The following is a 17960-nucleotide window of genomic DNA, read 5'->3' on the forward strand; positions in this document are numbered from 1 at the left end:
CGCGACCGGGCCCCGCCGCGCGTCCCGCGGAAACGGCGTTGCGGGGCGGCCGGTGGCGTGCCATGATCGTCCCCGTCAGCCCGACGGCCGGAGGGAGGTGCGGTTGATGTCCACGACGACCAGTCCCGCGCCCCGCTCCACCCGCCGCTGACCTCTGCCGATCCCGCGGGGCGCTCCACTCCACCACGGAGGCGACCGTGAGCGCACGGATCAGGAACATCAGCATCGACTGCCACGACACCTACGCCCTGGCCGGCTTCTGGGCGCAGGTGTTCGGCACCGGGCGGCAGCCCGACGACCACCCCGGCGACCCGGAGGCGATGGTCCGCACCGCCGACGGGGAGACCGTGCTGTTCCTCCAGGTGCCGGAGGGCAAGACGGTGAAGAACCGGGTCCACCTGTGCCTGGAGCCGGCCGACCGGCCCCGCGACGCCGAGGTCGAGCGGCTGCTCGCCATCGGCGCGACCCAGGTCGACGACCGGCGGCGGCCGGACGGCACCGGCTGGGTGGTGCTCGCCGACCCGGAGGGCAACGAGTTCTGCGTGCTGCGCAGCGCCGCCGAGCGGGAGGCGTCGGCGTAGCGCCGGAGACGGGCCGGGCCCCCGCGCGGCGCGCGGGGGCCCGGTTCACTCCCGGGCCGCCTCGCGGGGCCCGGTCACCGGCAGGTCAGGAGCGCTGCTCGATCTGGCCGCGCATGGTGACGAACTCGGCCTCCGCCTCCTTGGCGGACTTGAAGAACACCACGATCATGCCGAGGCTGCCGCGGTCGGCCCAGACGCAGACGCCCAGCGGCATGCCCGCGGTCTTGCCGTCGCCGCAGCGCGCCTCGCCGCCGAGCGGGCCCGGCTCGGTGGCGGTCATCTCCTGGACGGTCAGCTCGGTCTTGAGGCCGGCGATCGCGTCGTCCAGCTCCTTCTTCGGGTCGACCAGCACGCCCGACGCCGCGGCGATCATCACGAGGTCCTGCTTGGCGGCGTCGCCGTAGAACGCCCCGGCGGTGCTGGTCTCGTTCTGCACGGTCGACTTCATGTCGGCGACCAGCTCGTCCGACAGCTTCGTCAGCTCCGGGTCGGTAACCTGCTTGCGGCCGGCGAGGGTGGCCGGGGCGGTGACCCGGGTGTTGGCGGCGTCGACGACGTCGCCGACCTCGTCCTTCACGGCGAACCAGGTGATCGCCGCGCCGCCGAGGCAGAGCACCAGCACCACGGCCAGGACGATGAGCACGATCTTGCCGGCCTTGGACTTCTTCGGCGGCAGCGGCGCGGCGGCCGGCTCGCCGTACGGCTGGCCGGCCGGCGGCGGAAAGCCACCCGGCTGCTGCGGGGCGGGCTGCTCCCCGTACGGCTGGTGGGGATAGGGGTTGCCCGACGGCTGGGACATGTCGATTCAGCTCCAGTTAGTTGATCAGGAGCGGTGATCGTAGCCAGCCCCACCGACAGCCACCGACCCCGCCGGGGCGAAGGTGAGGTGAACGACGATCGCGGCGGCCGGGACGCCCACGAAAGGGAGGCCCGGCCGCCGCGATCGCGGGGGAGCGGGGAGGATCAGGCGGGCAGGCTGGCCACGCCGGGCGGCAGGAACCGCCGGCCGGTCACCCGCTCGCTGGTGCCCGTCCGGTCCAGGTACGGCGTGACGCCGCCCAGGTGGAACGGCCAACCCGCGCCGAGGATCAGGCACAGGTCGATGTCCTGCGCCTCGGCGACGACGCCCTCGTCGAGCATCAGCCGCACCTCCTGCGCCAGCGCGTCGAGCGCGTCGCGCCGCACCTGCTCGGCGGTCAGTGGCTCGTCGCCGACGACCAGCAGCTTGGCGACGTCGGCGTTGATCTCGTCGTCGACCACGATCGGCTGGCCCGACTCGGCGATCCGGCGCAGGTTCTCGCTGACGGCGAACCGGTCCGGGAACGCGCCGTGCAGGGTGCCGCCCACGTGGTACGCCACGGCCGGGCCGACGAGCTGGAGCAGGGCGAGCGGGCGCATCGGCAGGCCCAGCGGGTCCAGCGCGGCGTTCGCCACGTCCAGCGGGGTGCCGGCGTCGACGGCGGCGAAGACGGCGCCGAGGAAGCGGGTGAGCAGCCGGTTCACCACGAACGCCGGGGCGTCGGCCACCAGCACGCTCGACTTCTTGAGCTGCTTGCCGACCGCGAACGCGGTGGCCAGGGTGGCGTCGTCGGTGCGCTCGCCCCGGACGATCTCCAGCAGCGGCAGCACCGCGACCGGGTTGAAGAAGTGGAAGCCCACCACCCGCTCCGGGTGCTCCAGCTCGGCGGCCATCGCGGTGACCGACAGGCTGGAGGTGTTGGTGGCGAGCACCGCCTCCGGGGAGACGATCTTCTCCAGCTCGGCCCAGACCTGCTTCTTGACGTCCAGGTCCTCGAACACGGCCTCGATGACGAAGTCGGCGTCGGCGAACACGGACTTGTCGACCGAGCCGCTGACCAGCCCGTACAGCTTGGCGGCCGTGCCCTTGTCCATCCGGCCCTTGCTGACGGCCTTCTCGATCTGGGTGTGCACGTAGCCCACGCCCTTGTCGACGCGGCCCTGGTCCAGGTCGGTCAGGACGACCGGCACCTGGAGGCGGCGGGCGAACAGCAGCGCGAGCTGGCTGGCCATCAGGCCGGCGCCGACGATGCCGACCTTGTTCACCGGCCGGGCCAGGCCCTTGTCGGGCGCGCCGGCCGGCCGCTTGGCGCGCCGCTGCACCAGGTCGAACGCGTAGAGCCCGCTGCGCAGCTCCTCGGAGAAGATCAGGTCGGCGAGGGCCTCGTCCTCGGCGGCGGTGCCGGCCGCGAAGTCGGCGTCCTTCGCCGTCTCCAGCAGGTCCAGCGCCCGGTACGCGGCGGGGACCGCGCCGTGCAGCCGCGCATCGAGGGTCTGCCGGGCGAAGTAGAGCACGCCCGCCCACATGTCCCGGTCGACCTCGGGCCGGGTCACGGTGACCTCGCCGCGCACGACGCCGGCCGCCCACTGCAGGGACCGCTCCAGGAAGTCGGCCGGCTCCAGCAGCACGTCGGCGATGCCCATCTCGGCGGCCTGCTTCGGCTTGAGCATCTTGTTCTGCGTCAGCGGGTTCTGCAGGATCACCTGGGTGGCGGCCGGGATGCCGATCAGGTTCGGCAGGAGCTGCGTGCCGCCCCAGCCGGGGATCAGGCCGAGGGAGACCTCCGGCAGCGCCAGGGCCGACGCCCCGCCGGACAGGGTCCGGTAGTGGCAGTGCAGCGCCAGCTCCAGGCCGCCGCCCATCGCCGCGCCGTTGACGAACGCGAACGTCGGGACCGCGCTGTCCTTCAGCCGGGCGAAGACCCGGTGGCCGAGCCGCCCGATCTCCAGGGCCTGCTCCCGGTCGGCGAGCTGCGGCAGGCTGGTGATGTCGGCGCCGACGCAGAAGACGTACGGCTTGCCGGTGACCGCGACGAACGCCGGGTCCGCCGCGAGGGCGGCGGTGATCGCCTCGTCGAGGCTGGTCAGGCCGCCCGGGCCGAAGGTGTTCGGCTTGGTGTGGTCGAAGCCGTTGTCGAGGGTGATCAGGGCGGCCGGGCGGGCCAGCCCTGGCACGTGCACCTGGCGCAGCAGCGCCCGGGTGACCACCTCGTTCGGTGCGGCGAGCGCGCTCACTTGTCTCCACCCTCCTGTCCGGCCGGAACGGCGGAACCGGTCCAGTGCGGGTTCTCCCAGATGACCGTGCCGCCCATGCCGATGCCGATGCACATGGCGGTGAGGCCGTAGCGGACCTCGGGGTGCTCGGCGAACTGCCGGGCGAGCTGCGTCATCAGCCGCACCCCGGAGGACGCGAGCGGGTGACCGATGGCGATCGCGCCGCCCCACGGGTTGACCCGGGGGTCGTCGTCGGCGATGCCGAAGTGGTCGAGGAAGGCGAGCACCTGCACGGCGAACGCCTCGTTCAGCTCGAACAGGCCGATGTCGCCGATGCCCAGGCCGGCGATGCGCAGCGCCTTCTCCGTCGACGGGATCGGCCCGACGCCCATCACCTCCGGCTCGACGCCGACGAAGCCGTACGACACCAGCCGCATGGCCACCGGCAGGCCCAGCTCGCGGGCGGTGCTCTCGGCGGCGATCAGGCTGGCGGTGGCGCCGTCGTTCAGGCCGGCCGCGTTGCCCGCGGTGACCCTGCCGTGCGGGCGGAACGGGGTCTTGAGGGTGGCGAGCTTCTCCAGCGAGGTGTCGCGGGGCGCCTCGTCGACCGTCGCCAGGCCCCAGCCGCCCTCGTCGTCGCGGATCGCCATCGGCACCAGGTCGCCCTGGAGCTTGCCGTTGGCGTACGCCTTCGCGGTCTTCTGCTGGGAGGCGAGCGCGAACGCGTCCGTGCGCTCCTTGGTGACGTGCGGCACCCGGTCGTGCAGGTTCTCCGCCGTGGCGCCCATGACCAGGGCGGACGGGTCGACCAGCCGCTCCGCGACGATCCGCGGGTTGGGGTCGACGCCCTCGCCTATCGGGTGCCGGCCCATGTGCTCGACGCCGCCGGCGATCGCCACGTCGTACGCGCCCATGGCGATGCCGCCGGCCACGGTGGTGACGGCGGTCATCGCACCGGCGCACATCCGGTCGATGGCGAAGCCGGGGACGGTCTTCGGCAGGCCGGCCAGCAGGGCGGCGGTGCGGCCGATGGTGAGGCCCTGGTCGCCGATCTGGGTGGTGGCGGCGATGGCGACCTCCTCGACCCGCTCCGGCGGCAACTGCGGGTTGCGGCGCAGCAGCTCGCGGATGCAGCGGATCACCAGGTCGTCGGCGCGGGTGTTGGCGTACATGCCACCCGCCTTGCCGAACGGGGTGCGGACGCCGTCGACGAAGACGACATCGCGGACTTCACGGGGCACTTGAGCCTCCTTTTCGACCCTGACTCGGCCTCGTCGCCGACCAGCGGCACCACGGACCGAACGAGGATCGCGGCACGGGCGTGGTCCCTCGGATGCTACTCGCCAGTAACCATCCTCGACACCACGCCCCGTGTGGCCCACCCCACACCCCCCGGTGTCCGGCGCGGGGCGGCGGCACCGCCGACCCCGCGACCGCCGCCGACCCGCGACCGCCGGGGTCAGGTCGCCGCAGCCGGGCCCGCCAGCGCGGCGGTCAGGTCGGGCACCAGCAGCGAGAGCTGCCACTCGCGCGCCCCGAGGCCGCGCAGCGTCTCGGCGACCGTCGCCTCGGTCACCTCCTCCGGCGGGGTCCAGGCGAGCCGGCGGATCGAGTCCGGGGCGATCAGGTTCTCCGGCGGCAGGGCGTGCTCGCCCGCGATCCGGACCACCACCTCCCGGCACCGGGCCAGCCGGCCCGCCGCCACCGGGTCCCGCTCCGCCCAGCGGTGCGGCGGGGGCGGCCCCTCCACCACCGGGGTCACCGGCAGCGCGTCGTCGGGCAACTGCCGGGCGTCGTCCAGCGCCGCCAGCCAGGTGCGGGCCAACCGGCGCACCGACCGGCCGCCGAAGCCCGGCAGGGTCAGCAGCGCCTTCTCGTCCTTCGGGTCCAGCTCGGCGGCGGCCACGATCGCCGAGTCCGGCAGCACCCGGCCCGGCGCGGCGTCCCGGCGGGAGGCGATCTGGTCCCGGGCATACCAGAGGGCACGGATCCGTGCCTGGGCCCGCGCCCCGCGCACCCGGTGGATGCCGGAGGTGCGCCGCCACGGCTCCGCCCGGACCCGGGGCGGGCGGTCGACGCTGCGCACCAGCGCGGCGAACTCCTCCGCCGCCCACGCCGACTTGCCCTGGCGGGCCAGCTCCGCGTCGAGCACGTCACGCAGGTCGGTCAGCATCTCCACGTCCAACGCGGCGTACGTCAGCCACGACTCCGGCAGCGGCCGGCTCGACCAGTCCGCCGCCGAGTGGTGCTTCTCCAGGCTGAAGCCGAGTAGCTGCTCGGTCAGCGCGGCCAGCCCGACCCGCTCGAATCCCGCCAGCCGAGCGGCCAGTTCCGTGTCGAACAGCCGGCGCGGGCGCAGCCCCACCTCGGCCAGGCAGGCCAGATCCTGGCTGGCGGCGTGCAGCACCCACTCGGCGTCGGCGATGGCCGCGTCCAGGCTGCTCAGGTCGGGCAGCGGCAGCGGGTCGATCAGCGCCGTGCCGGCCCCCGCCCGGCGTAACTGCACCAGGTAGGCCCGCTGGCTGTAGCGATAACCCGAGGCGCGCTCGGCATCCAGCGCGACCGGGCCGGTGCCGGCGGCGAAGCGGGCCACGACCTCGGCCAGCCCGGCCTCTGTCGTCACCGGCTCGGGTGTTCCCTCGCGGGGGGCGGTCAGGGGCACGGGCCCGTCGACGGTCGGTTCGGGCCCCGCGTCCACCGGCTCCGGCGCGGCCGACGGCGGTTGGTGCGGCTCGTTTCCCGTTCGGCTTTCGGCGGCCCGACGGCGCAGGGGTGGTTCGTCGGTCACCTGACAACCCTAGTGCGCGCGGCGATCCGGCGCGCGCAGCCGGGTGCGGTGTGTGTCGGCGTCGGCTTCTTGACCCGGCATGCCAGGGTCGGACATCGGGGAAGACAAAGCGCGGCGGCGCGGGTACGTTCCTTCGGGCCGCCGCCCGGGACGGAACCGGCGTCGGCGGACACCGGGGCGGCGACGGGGAGGACGTGGCAATGACGACGGCTGGGTACGGTGCGACGGGCCCGGGGCAGGGGCCCGGCGACGGCTCGGGCGGTGGCTGGGCCGCCCCGGCGCGACCTGCCGAGCCGCCGGTGGGCGAGCCTCCCGCCGCCGCGACCCCGGCCGGCGACGCCCGCCCCGGCCCGCTGCCGCCCCGCATGGACCCGCCCCGGATCGACCCGCACCGGGGCACCGCCGCCGTCTACCCGCAGGCCGCAGGCTCCCACCCGCCGCCGGGCGGCAGCAACCCGCCCGCCGGTCAGGCCGCCCCGTCCGGTCACTGGCCCGGCTCGTCGCCCCCGCCGGCCCAGTCCGCCGTGCCCGGCCAGTGGCCCGGTCCCGCGCCCGCCGGCTGGCCCGCCCCGCAGCAGCCGCCCGTCGCCGGCCCCCAGCCGTCCGTCGCCGCCCCGCAGCCGCCCGTCGGCGGTCCGCAGCCGCCCGGGTGGCCCGCGCCCGCCCCGACCGGCGGGGCCACCCCGGCGCCCCGGGCCCGGGGCCGCGCCCTGACGTTCGTCGCGTTCGGGCTCGCCCTGGTCCTGGCCGTGGTCAGCGGCGTGCAGGCGTACCAGATCAGTCGGCTCTCCGACCGGCTGGCCGACACCGACCGGCGGCTGGCCACCGCGCAGACCGACGACGGCGCCCGGCTCGACGACCTGGAGCAGCGGACGCAGGCCCTGGAGAAGCAGGCCGGGGCGCAGTTCAACCCGGAGGCGGTGGCCAGCGCCGTGCTGCCCAGCGTCTTCCGGGTCCGGGCCGGGCAGTTCACCGGCACCGCCTTCGCGGTCGGCAAGCCCGACACCGGCGGCGGCACCAACCTGTTCACCAACTTCCACGTGGTCGAGTCGGTCTGGGTCGGCGGCGGCCGGGAGGTCTTCCTGGAACGCACCGACCAGCGCTACCCGGCCACCATCGTCAAGGTCGACGAGGCCAACGACATCGCCCAGCTGCGCACCACGAGCAAGTTCACCGGGCTGGTGACGGCGTCCGCCGCGGTCAAGCCCGGCCAGCAGATCGTCGTCGTCGGCGCCCCGCTCGGCCTGCAGGACAGCGTCACCACCGGCGTGGTGAGCGCCTTCCGCGAGGCGGGGCAGGGCTCCGGCCCGGTCATCCAGTTCGACGCGCCGATCAACCCCGGCAACTCCGGTGGCCCGGTCGTCAACGGCCAGAAGCAGGTGGTCGGCATCGCCACCGCCAAGGCCCGCGACGCCGAGGGCATCGGCCTCGCCGTACCCATCAAGGTCGCCTGCGACGGCTTCCGGATCTGCTGACCTCGGCCGTTCCGCGCCGTCCGTCCCGTACCAGCCGGTTCGTCGCGGCCCCGGCCACGGGCCGCCCCACCTGGAGGAAGAGAAGAATGTCGCAGCCACCGACCGGGCCGGGGAGCCAGCCGCCGTACCCGCCGCCGGGCAACCCCGGCCAGCCCGTGCCCCCGCAGCACGACCCGACGGGCCAGCCGGCGGAGCCCACCCGGCAGTTCACCCCGGTCCAGTACGGCGCGCCGCAGCCGGCGGCGGAGCCGACCCAGCAGTTCGCCCCGGTCCAGCAGAGTGCGCCGCAGCCGCCGCAGCCGCCGCAGCCGCCGCAGCCGACCCCGCCGACGCAGCCGTTCACCCCGGGCCAGTACGGGACGCCGCAGCCGGCGGCGGAGCCGACGCAGCAGTTCAACCCCGTCCAGTACGGGACGCCGCCGCCGTCGCCGGCACCGACGCAGCAGTTCGCACCGGGCCAGTACGGCACGCCGCAGGCGGGCCAGCCCGTTTCCACCCCGCCGGTGTCCGGTCCCGGGCAACCCGGGCCGGCACCGACGCCGCCGGCGTTCGGCCAGCCGATGTCGGTGGCGCCCGCCTCCGGCCAGCCGATGTCGGTGCCGCCTGTCTCCGGCCCGGCCTTCGGCCAGCCGATGTCCGGCCCGCCCGGTGCCGTGCCGGCCTACGGCCCGCCGGGCGCGACGCCGTCCTACGGTCAGCCCGGCACGACGCCGCCCTACGGCTCCCCGGCGCCGGCCGCCCGTCCGGGCGGGCGCAAGGTGCTGGTCCTGGCCGTGGTGGCCGGGCTGCTCTTCGTCCTCGGCGGCGTGATGACCGGCCTCTACGTGACCAAGAGCAGCGAGCTGGACCGCACCGAGAAGCGGCTGACCGGCCAGGTCAGCGAGCGGGACGGCACGATCGCGGCGAATAAGATTGAGATCGAGAAGCTCAAGACGGATCTGCAGGCCGTGCGGGACAAGCTCTCCAACACCGAGCAGGACCTCACCGGCACCCGCAACGACCGGGACGAGCAGGCCCGGCAGAAGAAGGTCATCGCCACCTGCCTGGACAAGCTCACCAGCGCGTTGACGGCTGCGGCGGCGAACAACAAGGCCGCGTACGACAAGGCCACCGAGGGCATGAACAAGGTCTGCGACGAGGCCGAGAACTACCTCTGACAGTGCGCAGGTAGGCACCACCCGCCCGTCCCGCCCCGTCCCGCCCCGTCCCGCCCGTCCCGCGCCACGACGGGCGGGACGGGACGGCGCAGGGCCCGGCACCCATCGCCGACGCCCGACGCCCGACGCCCGACGCCCGGCGCCCGTGGATCTTGGAGCGGAACGGCCCCTCCGGGGGCCGAAATCTTCCAAGATCCGTGGCGGGCGTCGGGCCGGTGGGCGTCGGCGATGGGTCAGGCGGCGTCGGCCGGGCGGCGTTCCGGCAGGGCGGTCACCCCGGGCGGGGGCAGGCCCGCCGTCGAGGCGAGCAGGGTGCACCAGGCCATCAGGTGCGGGGTCAGGTCCTCGCCGAGCGGGGTCCAGGAGGCCCGGATCTCGACGTCGGCGGCGGCCGGCGGCCCGGCGAGGTCGCCGAACCGGGTCGACATGGTCTGGGTGACCGTGCCGCCGATGGCGCGGTGCGGGGCGCCCTGCGCGTCCAGCGCGTCGGTCAGCCAGGTCCAGCCCACCCCGGGCAGCAGCGGGTCGGCAGCCAGGTCGACCTCCAGCTCCGCCGTGACGTAGGTGACCAGCCGCAGGGTGCCCTGCCACGCCTCGTGCCCGGCGGGGTCGTGCAGCAGGATCAGCCGCCCCGTGGCGACCTCGTCGCCGTCGCGCAGCACCGTCGCGGAGAGCGCGAAGGCGTACGGCGCGAGGCGCTGCGGCGCGCCGACCTCCTCCAGCACGATCTCCGCTCGTGGCGCGGCCGACCGCAGCCCGGCGACCGCGCGGGCAAAGGTCTCCGGGAGCGCGATCGGGGGGGCCATGCCGGCAGCCTATGCCGCCCGCCGCCCGGCCGACGGAACGGCACGCCGACGGCCTGCGGCGGCGGCCCTCGCGGGCGCCGCGAACGGAAGGCGGTGAGAGGGGGACCCTTCTCTACCGGATGCGTTAACAGGGGGCCCTTCCTTACACGTCACAAAAGGCGGCCGGGGTGGGGGAGGGGGTCGGGGGGCGTGGCACGATAGCCGCGATGAGCACCGAGACGACGGGCACCGCCGCCCGAGACGGAGAACCCCGCAGCGGGACGGGCGGGTCGCCGTTCGTCCGGGCCTGCCGGCGCGAGCCCGGCCCGCACACCCCGGTCTGGTTCATGCGCCAGGCCGGCCGCTCCCTGCCGGAATACCGCGAGATCCGCAGGAACGTCGGGATGCTGGAGTCCTGCCGCCGCCCCGAGCTGGTCGCCGAGATCACCCTCCAGCCGGTACGCCGGCACGGGGTCGACGCGGCGATCCTGTTCAGCGACATCGTGGTGCCGGTGGCCGCCGCCGGGGTGGAGCTGGACATCGTCGCGGGCACCGGGCCGGTGGTCGCCGAGCCGGTGCGCACCGCCGACGACGTCGAGCGGATCCGGCCGATCGGCCGCGACGACGTCTCCTACGTCGACGAGGCGGTGCGGCTGCTCGTCGCCGAGCTGGGCGACACCCCGCTGATCGGCTTCGCCGGGGCTCCCTTCACGCTGGCCAGCTACCTGGTCGAGGGCGGGCCGTCGCGGACCCACGCGAAGACCAAGGCCCTGATGTACGGCGAGCCGGAGCTGTGGCACGCCCTGTGCGCCCGGCTGGCCGAGGTGACGCTGGCGTTCCTGCGGGTGCAGGTCGAGGCCGGCGTGTCGGCGGTGCAGCTGTTCGACTCGTGGGCCGGGGCGCTGTCCGAGGCCGACTACCGGCGCTACGTGCTGCCCCACTCGACGAAGGTGCTGGCCGGGCTGGCCGACGCGGGGGTGCCCCGGATCCACTTCGGGGTGGGCACGGCCGAGCTGCTGCCCGCCATGGGCGAGGCCGGCGCGGACGTGGTCGGCGTCGACTGGCGTACGCCGCTGGACGTCGCGTCCCGCCGGATCGGCGCGGACAGGGCCGTGCAGGGCAACCTCGACCCGTGCGTGCTGTTCGCCCCGTGGCCGGTGGTCGAGGCGGAGGTGCGGCGGATCCTCGCCGAGGGGCGGGCGGCCCCCGGCCACGTGTTCAACCTCGGGCACGGCGTCCTGCCGGAGACCGATCCGGACGTGCTGACCCGGGTGGTCGCGCTGGTGCACGAGGTGTCCGCGCGCCCGGGCGAGTAGCGGGGGTGACCGTGCGGCAGCCGTGGCGGGTGGCGATCGTCGGGGGCGGGATCACCGGGCTGGCCGCCGCCGTCCGGCTGGCCGACCGGGCCCCGGCCGGCACCGAGGTCACCGTCTACGAGCAGTCCGGCGTGCTCGGCGGGAAGCTGCGCACCGGCGAGCTGGCCGGCGGGCCGGTGGAGTTCGGCGCGGAGTCGTTCCTGATGCGGGACCCGGCCGGCGGCGAGTCGGCCGTCGTGACCCTGGCCCGCCGGCTCGGCCTGGCCGGCGACATCGTGCACCCGAGCGTCGGGCAGGCCGCCCTGGCCGTCGACGGGGAGCTGCGCCCCGTCCCCGGCGGGACGCTGGTGGGCGTACCCGGGGATCTGGCAAAGGCGGCGGCGGTGGCCGAGCCCGCCGCGGACGCCGACCGCGACGCCGGCCGGCCGCTGCTGGCCCCCGGCGCGGACGTCTCCGTCGGGGCGCTGGTGCGCGCCCGGTTCGGCGACGCGGTGGTCGACCGGCTGGTGGACCCGATGCTCGGCGGCGTCTACGCCGGCCGGGCCGACGACCTGTCCCTGGCGACCACGATGCCGGCGCTGGCCCGCGCGGCCCGGGTGGAGCACACGCTGCTCGGCGCGGTCCGGGCGGCGCAGGCCGCCGCGCCCCGCGCCCCCGGCGAGCCGGTCTTCGGCACCCTGGCCGGCGGGCTGAGCCGGCTGGTCGAGGCCGCCGCCACGGCCGGCGGGGCGACGATCCGCCGCACCGCGGCCGTGCGGGAGCTGACCCCGACGGCGACCGGTTGGCGGCTGACCGTCGGCCCGACCCGCGACCCGGAGCGGGTCGACGCGGACGCGGTGCTCCTCGCCGTCCCGGCCCGCCCGGCGGCCCGCCTGCTGGCCGGCCTCGACGGCCCCGCCGGCCTCGGCGCCGGGGTCGCGGCGACCGTCGGGGCGCTGGACTACGCCAGCGTCGCGCTGGTCACCCTCGCGCTGCCCCGCCCTGAGCTGCCGGCGCTGTCCGGGTTCCTGGTGCCGGCCACCGAGGGGCTGCTGATCAAGGCGTCGACGTTCTTCACCACCAAGTGGGGGCACCTGGCCCGGCCGGACGGGCTGGCCCTGGTGCGGGCCTCCGTGGGCCGCTACGGCGAGGAGGCGTCCCTCCAGGTCACCGACGACGACCTGGTGGAGGCGGTGCACCGGGAGCTGTCGAAGGTGCTCGGCACGCCGCTGCCCGCGCCGGTGGCCAGCCACGTGCAGCGGTGGGGCGGGGCGCTGCCGCAGTACACCCCGGGGCACCTCGACCGGGTGGCCGCCGTGCGGGCGGCGCTGCGCGGCGCGCACCCCACGCTGGCCCTGGCCGGCGCCGGCTACGACGGCGTCGGCATCCCGGTCTGCGTCCGCTCCGGCGAGACGGCGGCCGAGGAGATCATCACGGCACTGGGAGGATCGGCATGACCGAGCAGACCAACGCGGCGCGGCTGCGGGAGCTCAACGAGAGCATCCGCTACACGATGTGGTCGGTGTACCGGGCGGCCAGCCCGCTGCCGTCGCTGCGGGAGAACGTCACCGGCGAGGTCGAGGCGCTCTTCGCCGAGCTGGCCGGCAAGGACGTGACGGTGCGCGGCACGTACGACGTCGCCGGGCTGCGCGCCGACGCCGACCTGATGATCTGGTGGCACGCCCCGACCAGCGACGCGCTTCAGGACGCGTACCTGCGGTTCCGTCGCACCACCCTGGGCCGGGCGCTGACCCCGGTGTGGTCGCAGCTCGCGCTGCACCGGCCGGCGGAGTTCAACAAGAGCCACATCCCGGCGTTCCTGGCCGGCGAACAGGCGCGGGCGTACCTGTGCGTGTATCCGTTCGTCCGCTCGTACGAGTGGTACCTGCTGCCCGACGCGGAGCGGCGCGAGCTGCTGGCCGAGCACGGGAAGATGGCCCGGGGATACCCGGACGTGCGGGCCAACACGGTCGCCTCGTTCGCCCTCGGCGACTACGAGTGGATGCTCGCCTTCGAGGCCGACGAGCTGCACCGCATCGTGGACCTGATGCGCGACCTGCGGGCGTCGGGGGCGCGCCGGCACGTCCGGGAGGAGGTCCCGTTCTACACGGGCCGCCGCCGCGCGATCGCCGACATCGTCACCTGCCTCCCGTGAGGGGCTAGGTGCAAGGAAGGGCCCCCTGTTAACGCAAAACGTTGTACAGGGGGCCCTTCTTAACGCGCGCCGCCGCGTCGGGCGGGCGTCGTGCCGCCGGCCCTGCCGGGCGGGCGTCGGGCCGCCGGGCGTCAGGTGGCAGCCGTCAGACGGCAGCCGTCAGACGGTGGCCGTGCAGGTGGGGGTCGGCGCGGTGTTGGTGCCGGACGACGAGGCGACGAACCCGAACGAGGTCTTCCCCCCAGCGGCCAGCGAACCGTTGTACGCGACGTTGCGGGCGGTCACCGTGGACCCGCTGGTGGTCACCGTCGAGCTCCAGTAGGAGCTGACCTGCTGGCCGTTGGCCCAGGTCCAGGTCACCGTCCAGCCCTTGATCGCCGACGAGCCGGCGGTCACCTCGATCTCGCCCTGGAACCCGCCGTTCCAGGAGGAGACGGGCCGGTAGGTCGCCGTGCAGCCCCCGGTCGCCGGCGGGGTCGTCGGCGGGGTGGTCGTGGGGGGAGTGGTGGTCGGCGGGGTCGTGGTGGGCGGGGTGGTGGTGGGCGGCGTGGTCGGGCCGCCACCGCCGAAGTCCACGTCGCTGCACAGGTAGTACGACTGGTCGAGGTGGCTGGCCTGCCAGATCGTGTAGACGATGTGCCGCCCGGTGCGTCCCGGCGCGTTGGCCGGCACCTGGATCGACACGCCCGACGCCTCCTTCTTCCACTGGGACGCCGGCGTGTTGCCGATCTGGCCGGCCAGTTCCAGGTCGCTCCAGCCCAGCGGCTTGGTCAGCGCGTCGAAGCCCTGCTTGGTCACGTACACCCGGATGTAGTCCGCGCCGTGACTGGCCTGGTCGTTGAGCTGGATGCGGAAGCTGTTGGAGATCGAGGTGGTCTTCCACGCGCCGATCGTGTCCAGCGAATTGTACTGGCCGCTCTGGGTGTGGCCGGCGCTGCACAGTTGGCCGTCGGGGATGGCGGCCTGGTGGTTGCCGGCGACGCCCTCCCGGAACAGGCCCATCCAGTTCCACATGGCCTGCGGGTCGGCCTGGAACGCCTGCCAGCACATCGGGTCCTGGGTGGCCATGGCGGGGTTCATGTGGTCGGCGCCCCAGCGCTGCCAGCAGCCGTAGTTGCGGGACGCCGGGTCGACGACGGAACCGTGGGCGGACGCGGGGTTCGCCAGGGCGGTGGTGAGCAGCATGGCGGCGGCAGCGCCGACGGCGAGCAGCCAGGCTGCCAGGCGCGGCGTGGAACGCCGACGCGCGAGGGTGGACAATGGAGCCTCCGGGATGAGGGGTCGACTGTGACGACGCCCGGATCGCGGGAGTTGCCCCTCCCGTGCCGGTTCGAGTTGCTCCCGTGGCGGCTCCGCTGCGAGATTCCCACACCCATCGGGGTGTGTCAATTTGGGGCGGCCCCCGGGGCGTCGGGGCGGCCGGGGTGTCGGCGCATCGGCGTGTGCGGGATGCCGTCCTCGACGTACTCCGGCCCGCTCACGGCGAAGCCGTGCCGGGCGTAGAAGCCGACCAGGTGGGACTGCGCCTCCAGCACGCACGGCCGGTCGCCCACCGCGGCCAGCGCCTCGGCCATCAGCCGCCCGGCGTGGCCGCCGCCCCGGGCCCCCGGCGCGACCACGACCCGGCCGATCCGCGCCAGGCCGCCGGGGTCGGCCAGGATCCGCAGGTACGCCACGACGCCGCCGTAGGTCCCGGCCTCGCCCTGGCTTCCGTCGCCCCCGTCACCGGCGTCGCCCCCGGCCCGCCGGCCGCCGTCATCGGTGCGGGCCAGCCACACGTGCCGGGTGCCCGGCTCGACGTCCCGGCCGTCGAGTTCCGGGTACGGGCACCGCTGCTCCACCACGAACACGTCGACGCGCAGTCGTAGCAGGTCGTGGAGGGTGCGGGCGTCCAACTCGGCGAAGGAGGCGATCCGGGCCTCGACCGTCTGCGGCGACACCCGCCGATGCTAGGCCGCCCGCCCCTGGCGCAAGGAAGGGCCCCCTGTTAACGCATTCTGTAGAGCAAGGGCCCCTTCTTAGCACCCGTGATAAGAAGGGGCCCTTCCTTCGTCTCAGCGGGGGTGGGAGCCGACGGTGTCGCGGATCTCCGCGCCCCGGTCGCCCTCCTCCTGGCGGGCGCAGTGTGCGCAGCAGAAGAAGCGCCCCGACACCTCCACCCCGTGGCCGACGATCTTGACCTGGCAGTGTTCGCAGATCGGGGCCAGCCGGTGCGCCGCGCACTCGAAGCAGTCGAAGGTGTGCACGTCGCCGCTGACCGTGCGCACCTCGAACGCCAGCCAGTAGTCGTTTCCGCAGACCTCGCACGTCGCCATCGCCGAACCCCCGTAGCCGTAAGGACAGATGCCCCCCAGCGTGCGACAATCCCCCAGGCCAAGCGATCAAAACGCCAGAAAACGGGCTTAACGGGCGGCGTGTCGGGACCGGCGTGTCGGACGTTGTGCCTGGTGAAAGCCCCGACCCCGGGAGGACGACGTGATCAAGCGCAGCAGGCTGTTCGGCAACCAGACCCGGGTCACCTTCTGCCTTCCCCGCGAGACGCCGGCCGGCCCGGTGAGCGTGGTCGGCTCCTTCAACGACTGGGAGCCGGGCCGCCACGAGCTGGTCGCCCGGCGCGACGGCACCCGTACGGTGACCGTGCGGCTCCGGCCCGGGGCGTACCGGTTCCGCTACCTCGCCACGGGCGGGGTCTGGCTCGACGACGAGTCCGCCGACCGGGTCGACGAGCAGGGCAGCGTGCTGATCGTCTGACGGCGGGCCCGCGCCCCGGCGGGCGTGGCACCGGGGCCGTCGCCGGTCAGCCCTGGGCCGGCTCCAGCCGGATCGAGATCGAGTTGACGCAGTGCCGGGTGTCCTTCGGGGTGAAGCCCTCGCCCCGGAAGACGTGCCCGAGGTGGCTGTCGCAGCGGGCGCAGCGGATCTCCGTGCGCCGCATGCCGTGGCTGTTGTCCTCGATCTCCTTCACCGCGCCCGGGATCGCGTCGTCGAAGCTCGGCCAGCCGCAGTGCGAGTCAAACTTGGTGTCGCTGGGATAGAGCTGCGCCCCGCAGGCGCGGCAGCGGTAGACCCCGGGGGTCTTCGTGTCCACGTACTCGCCGGTCCAGGGCCGCTCGGTGCCCGCCTCGCGCAGCACCCGGAACTCCTCCGGGCTGAGCCGGACCCGCCACTCGTCCTCGGTGCGGGGCAGTTCGTTCTCGTCAAGACTCACCCCGCAACGGTACGTCGGCTGTCGGTGCCGTGGCATATGGTCGCCGAATGGCAGGCACCGCGAAGGCACCGGCCGCCGAGGTCGAGGTGGCCGGGCACACCGTACGGCTGAGCAGCCCGGACCGGGTGATCTTCCCTGAGCGGGGCTTCACCAAGGCGGACGTCTTCGGCTACTACCTGGCGGTCGGCGACGGCATCATGCGCGCCCTGCGGGACCGCCCGACCACGCTGCAACGCTTCCCCGACGGCATCGGCGGTGAGGCGTTCTTCCAGAAGCGGGTGCCGGCCCGGGGCGTGCCGCCGTGGCTGGCCACCGCCCGGATCACCTTCCCCAGCGGCCGGACGGCCGACGAGCTGTGCCCGGTCGACCTGGCCCACGTGGCGTGGGCGGCCCAGATGGGCACCGTCGTGTTCCACCCCTGGCCGGTGCGCGCCGGTCACGTCGACCACCCCGACGAGCTGCGCGTCGACCTCGACCCGCAGCCCGGCACCGACTTCGCCGACGCGGTCGCCGCCGCCGCCGAGCTGCGGGCCCTGCTCGCCGAGCTGGGCGCGACCGGCTGGCCGAAGACGTCCGGCGGCCGGGGCGTGCACGTCTACCTGCGCATCGCGCCCCGGTGGACGTTCACGCAGGTGCGCCGGGCCACCATCGCGCTGGCCCGGGAGCTGGAGCGCCGCCGCCCCGACCTGGTCACCACCGCCTGGTGGAAGGAGGAGCGGGGCGAGCGGGTCTTCGTCGACTACAACCAGATGGCCCGGGACCGCACGATCGCCTGCGCCTACTCGCTGCGGGCCAACGCCCGGGCCACCGTGTCCACCCCGGTCACCTGGGACGAGCTGCCCGACGTCGACCCCGACGACCTGCACCTGGGCAGCGTCCCGGCCCGGCTGGCGCAGCGGGGCGACCCGCACGCCGGCATCGACGACGCGGCGTGGGACATCACCCCGCTGCTGGAGTGGGCCGACCGGGACGACGCTGCGGGGCAGGGCGACCTGCCGTACCCGCCGGACCACCCGAAGATGCCCGGCGAACCGAAGCGGGTCCAGCCGTCGAAGGACCGCGACCGGCCCCGCTGACCACGGGCAGAGCTGACATGCGCGTCGCTCAGCTGATCGGGCCCATCATCGCCTCCACGGCTTCCTTCGCCGTGCGCAGGTCCGCGCCCGTCGCCTCCCGGTACGCCTTGATCGCCTGGATCTTCTGGCCCCGGGCCAGATACTCGCGGACCCCGGGCGGCTCCGGCCGTCGGTCGACCACCCCGAGGTGGTCCATGACGAGCTGGAGGCGGCGATCGATCTCGGCCAGCCGGGCCTCCGTGACCCGGTCCCGCCGGGGGCCGGCGAGCTGGCCGGCCAGCAGCAGCACGACGCCGATCGTCAGCACGATGAGGGCGATTTCCATGCCCGCCATCCAACCAGGCCGACGCCAGCCCCAGCCGTCGCGCCGCCCGGCCCAGCCGTCGCGCCGCCCGGCCCCGGCACGCTCGGCGGGCGCTGTGCCATAA

Annotated in this window: 18 protein-coding genes; 8 read left to right on the plus strand and 10 right to left on the minus strand. The window is 74.8% G+C overall.

Translation table 11 applies throughout. The features are described 5' to 3' along the window. Window positions 1-197: 197 nt before the first annotated feature. Entirely contained in the window at window positions 198-581 is a 384-nt protein-coding gene (locus tag ACFYWL_RS06485; RefSeq protein WP_386968209.1) for a VOC family protein, read from the plus strand. 85 nt (window positions 582-666) lie between these two features. On the opposite strand, the gene ACFYWL_RS06490 is transcribed toward ACFYWL_RS06485, so the two are convergent. The 4 genes from ACFYWL_RS06490 to ACFYWL_RS06505 form a co-directional block, all read right to left on the minus strand. Beyond that, window positions 667-1380: a hypothetical protein gene (locus tag ACFYWL_RS06490; protein ID WP_386968212.1), complete on the minus strand. Its 714-nt coding sequence runs from the start codon at window positions 1378-1380 to the stop codon at window positions 667-669. A gap of 164 nt (window positions 1381-1544) precedes the next feature. Next, the gene (locus ACFYWL_RS06495) at window positions 1545-3614 is read right to left on the minus strand and encodes a 3-hydroxyacyl-CoA dehydrogenase NAD-binding domain-containing protein (protein ID WP_386968215.1); all 2070 of its coding nucleotides are present in this window, start codon (window positions 3612-3614) and stop codon (window positions 1545-1547) included. Continuing rightward, complete coding sequence (locus tag ACFYWL_RS06500; protein ID WP_386968217.1) at window positions 3611-4834, minus strand: thiolase family protein; 1224 nt, start codon at window positions 4832-4834, stop codon at window positions 3611-3613. Before ACFYWL_RS06500 ends, ACFYWL_RS06495 begins: the two co-directional genes overlap by 4 nt. A gap of 218 nt (window positions 4835-5052) precedes the next feature. Continuing rightward, window positions 5053-6381, minus strand: a complete 1329-nt coding sequence (locus ACFYWL_RS06505; protein WP_386968220.1) for a ribonuclease D — start codon at window positions 6379-6381, stop codon at window positions 5053-5055. A gap of 365 nt (window positions 6382-6746) precedes the next feature. On the opposite strand from ACFYWL_RS06505, the gene ACFYWL_RS06510 reads away from it, so the two are divergent. Then, window positions 6747-7856, plus strand: coding sequence for a trypsin-like peptidase domain-containing protein (locus ACFYWL_RS06510; protein ID WP_386968767.1), 1110 nt, complete (start codon window positions 6747-6749; stop codon window positions 7854-7856). Window positions 7857-7942: 86 nt separating this feature from the next. Beyond that, window positions 7943-9013, plus strand: coding sequence for a hypothetical protein (locus ACFYWL_RS06515; protein ID WP_386968223.1), 1071 nt, complete (start codon window positions 7943-7945; stop codon window positions 9011-9013). 233 nt (window positions 9014-9246) lie between these two features. On the opposite strand, the gene ACFYWL_RS06520 is transcribed toward ACFYWL_RS06515, so the two are convergent. Beyond that, window positions 9247-9819, minus strand: coding sequence for a DUF3000 domain-containing protein (locus tag ACFYWL_RS06520; protein ID WP_386968226.1), 573 nt, complete (start codon window positions 9817-9819; stop codon window positions 9247-9249). Between the two features lie 206 nt (window positions 9820-10025). Between ACFYWL_RS06520 and hemE the strand changes: the two genes are divergently transcribed. Genes hemE through hemQ form a run of 3 tightly spaced genes read left to right on the plus strand, consistent with a single transcriptional unit; the run spans window position 10026 to window position 13248 of the window. Beyond that, a complete protein-coding gene (hemE, locus tag ACFYWL_RS06525; RefSeq protein ID WP_386968229.1) occupies window positions 10026-11114 on the plus strand; it encodes a uroporphyrinogen decarboxylase in 1089 nt (362 codons plus the stop codon). Window positions 11115-11125: 11 nt separating this feature from the next. Further along, window positions 11126-12550, plus strand: coding sequence for a protoporphyrinogen oxidase (gene hemG, locus ACFYWL_RS06530; protein ID WP_386968770.1), 1425 nt, complete (start codon window positions 11126-11128; stop codon window positions 12548-12550). Next, window positions 12547-13248, plus strand: a complete 702-nt coding sequence (gene hemQ / locus ACFYWL_RS06535) for a hydrogen peroxide-dependent heme synthase (RefSeq protein ID WP_386968231.1) — start codon at window positions 12547-12549, stop codon at window positions 13246-13248. The genes hemG and hemQ overlap by 4 nt, the downstream gene beginning before the upstream one ends. 159 nt (window positions 13249-13407) lie before the next feature. Here the strand turns inward: hemQ and ACFYWL_RS06540 are convergent, their stop codons facing one another. From ACFYWL_RS06540 to ACFYWL_RS06550, 3 genes are all read right to left on the minus strand, one after another. Then, window positions 13408-14433 carry a lytic polysaccharide monooxygenase gene (locus tag ACFYWL_RS06540; protein ID WP_386968772.1) on the minus strand — a complete coding sequence of 342 codons (1026 nt, stop codon included), beginning with the start codon at window positions 14431-14433 and terminating at the stop codon, window positions 13408-13410. Between the two features lie 200 nt (window positions 14434-14633). Continuing rightward, complete coding sequence (locus ACFYWL_RS06545; protein ID WP_386968234.1) at window positions 14634-15188, minus strand: GNAT family N-acetyltransferase; 555 nt, start codon at window positions 15186-15188, stop codon at window positions 14634-14636. A 114-nt stretch (window positions 15189-15302) separates the two neighbouring features. Continuing rightward, the gene (locus tag ACFYWL_RS06550; protein ID WP_386968237.1) at window positions 15303-15563 is read right to left on the minus strand and encodes a Prokaryotic metallothionein; all 261 of its coding nucleotides are present in this window, start codon (window positions 15561-15563) and stop codon (window positions 15303-15305) included. Window positions 15564-15723: 160 nt separating this feature from the next. Between ACFYWL_RS06550 and ACFYWL_RS06555 the strand changes: the two genes are divergently transcribed. Then, a complete protein-coding gene (locus ACFYWL_RS06555; protein WP_386968240.1) occupies window positions 15724-15999 on the plus strand; it encodes an isoamylase early set domain-containing protein in 276 nt (91 codons plus the stop codon). A 46-nt stretch (window positions 16000-16045) separates the two neighbouring features. Here the strand turns inward: ACFYWL_RS06555 and msrB are convergent, their stop codons facing one another. Next, window positions 16046-16456: a peptide-methionine (R)-S-oxide reductase MsrB gene (gene msrB, locus ACFYWL_RS06560; RefSeq protein ID WP_043962545.1), complete on the minus strand. Its 411-nt coding sequence runs from the start codon at window positions 16454-16456 to the stop codon at window positions 16046-16048. Between the two features lie 47 nt (window positions 16457-16503). On the opposite strand from msrB, the gene ligD reads away from it, so the two are divergent. Further along, complete coding sequence (gene ligD, locus ACFYWL_RS06565) at window positions 16504-17532, plus strand: non-homologous end-joining DNA ligase (protein WP_386968244.1); 1029 nt, start codon at window positions 16504-16506, stop codon at window positions 17530-17532. Window positions 17533-17560: 28 nt separating this feature from the next. On the opposite strand, the gene ACFYWL_RS06570 is transcribed toward ligD, so the two are convergent. Next, window positions 17561-17857: a hypothetical protein gene (locus ACFYWL_RS06570; protein ID WP_043962547.1), complete on the minus strand. Its 297-nt coding sequence runs from the start codon at window positions 17855-17857 to the stop codon at window positions 17561-17563. Window positions 17858-17960: the final 103 nt, after the last annotated feature.

It is taken from the genome of Micromonospora sp. NPDC002575 (assembly GCF_042889525.1).
GTDB classification, from domain to species: Bacteria; Actinomycetota; Actinomycetes; order Mycobacteriales; family Micromonosporaceae; genus Micromonospora; species Micromonospora carbonacea.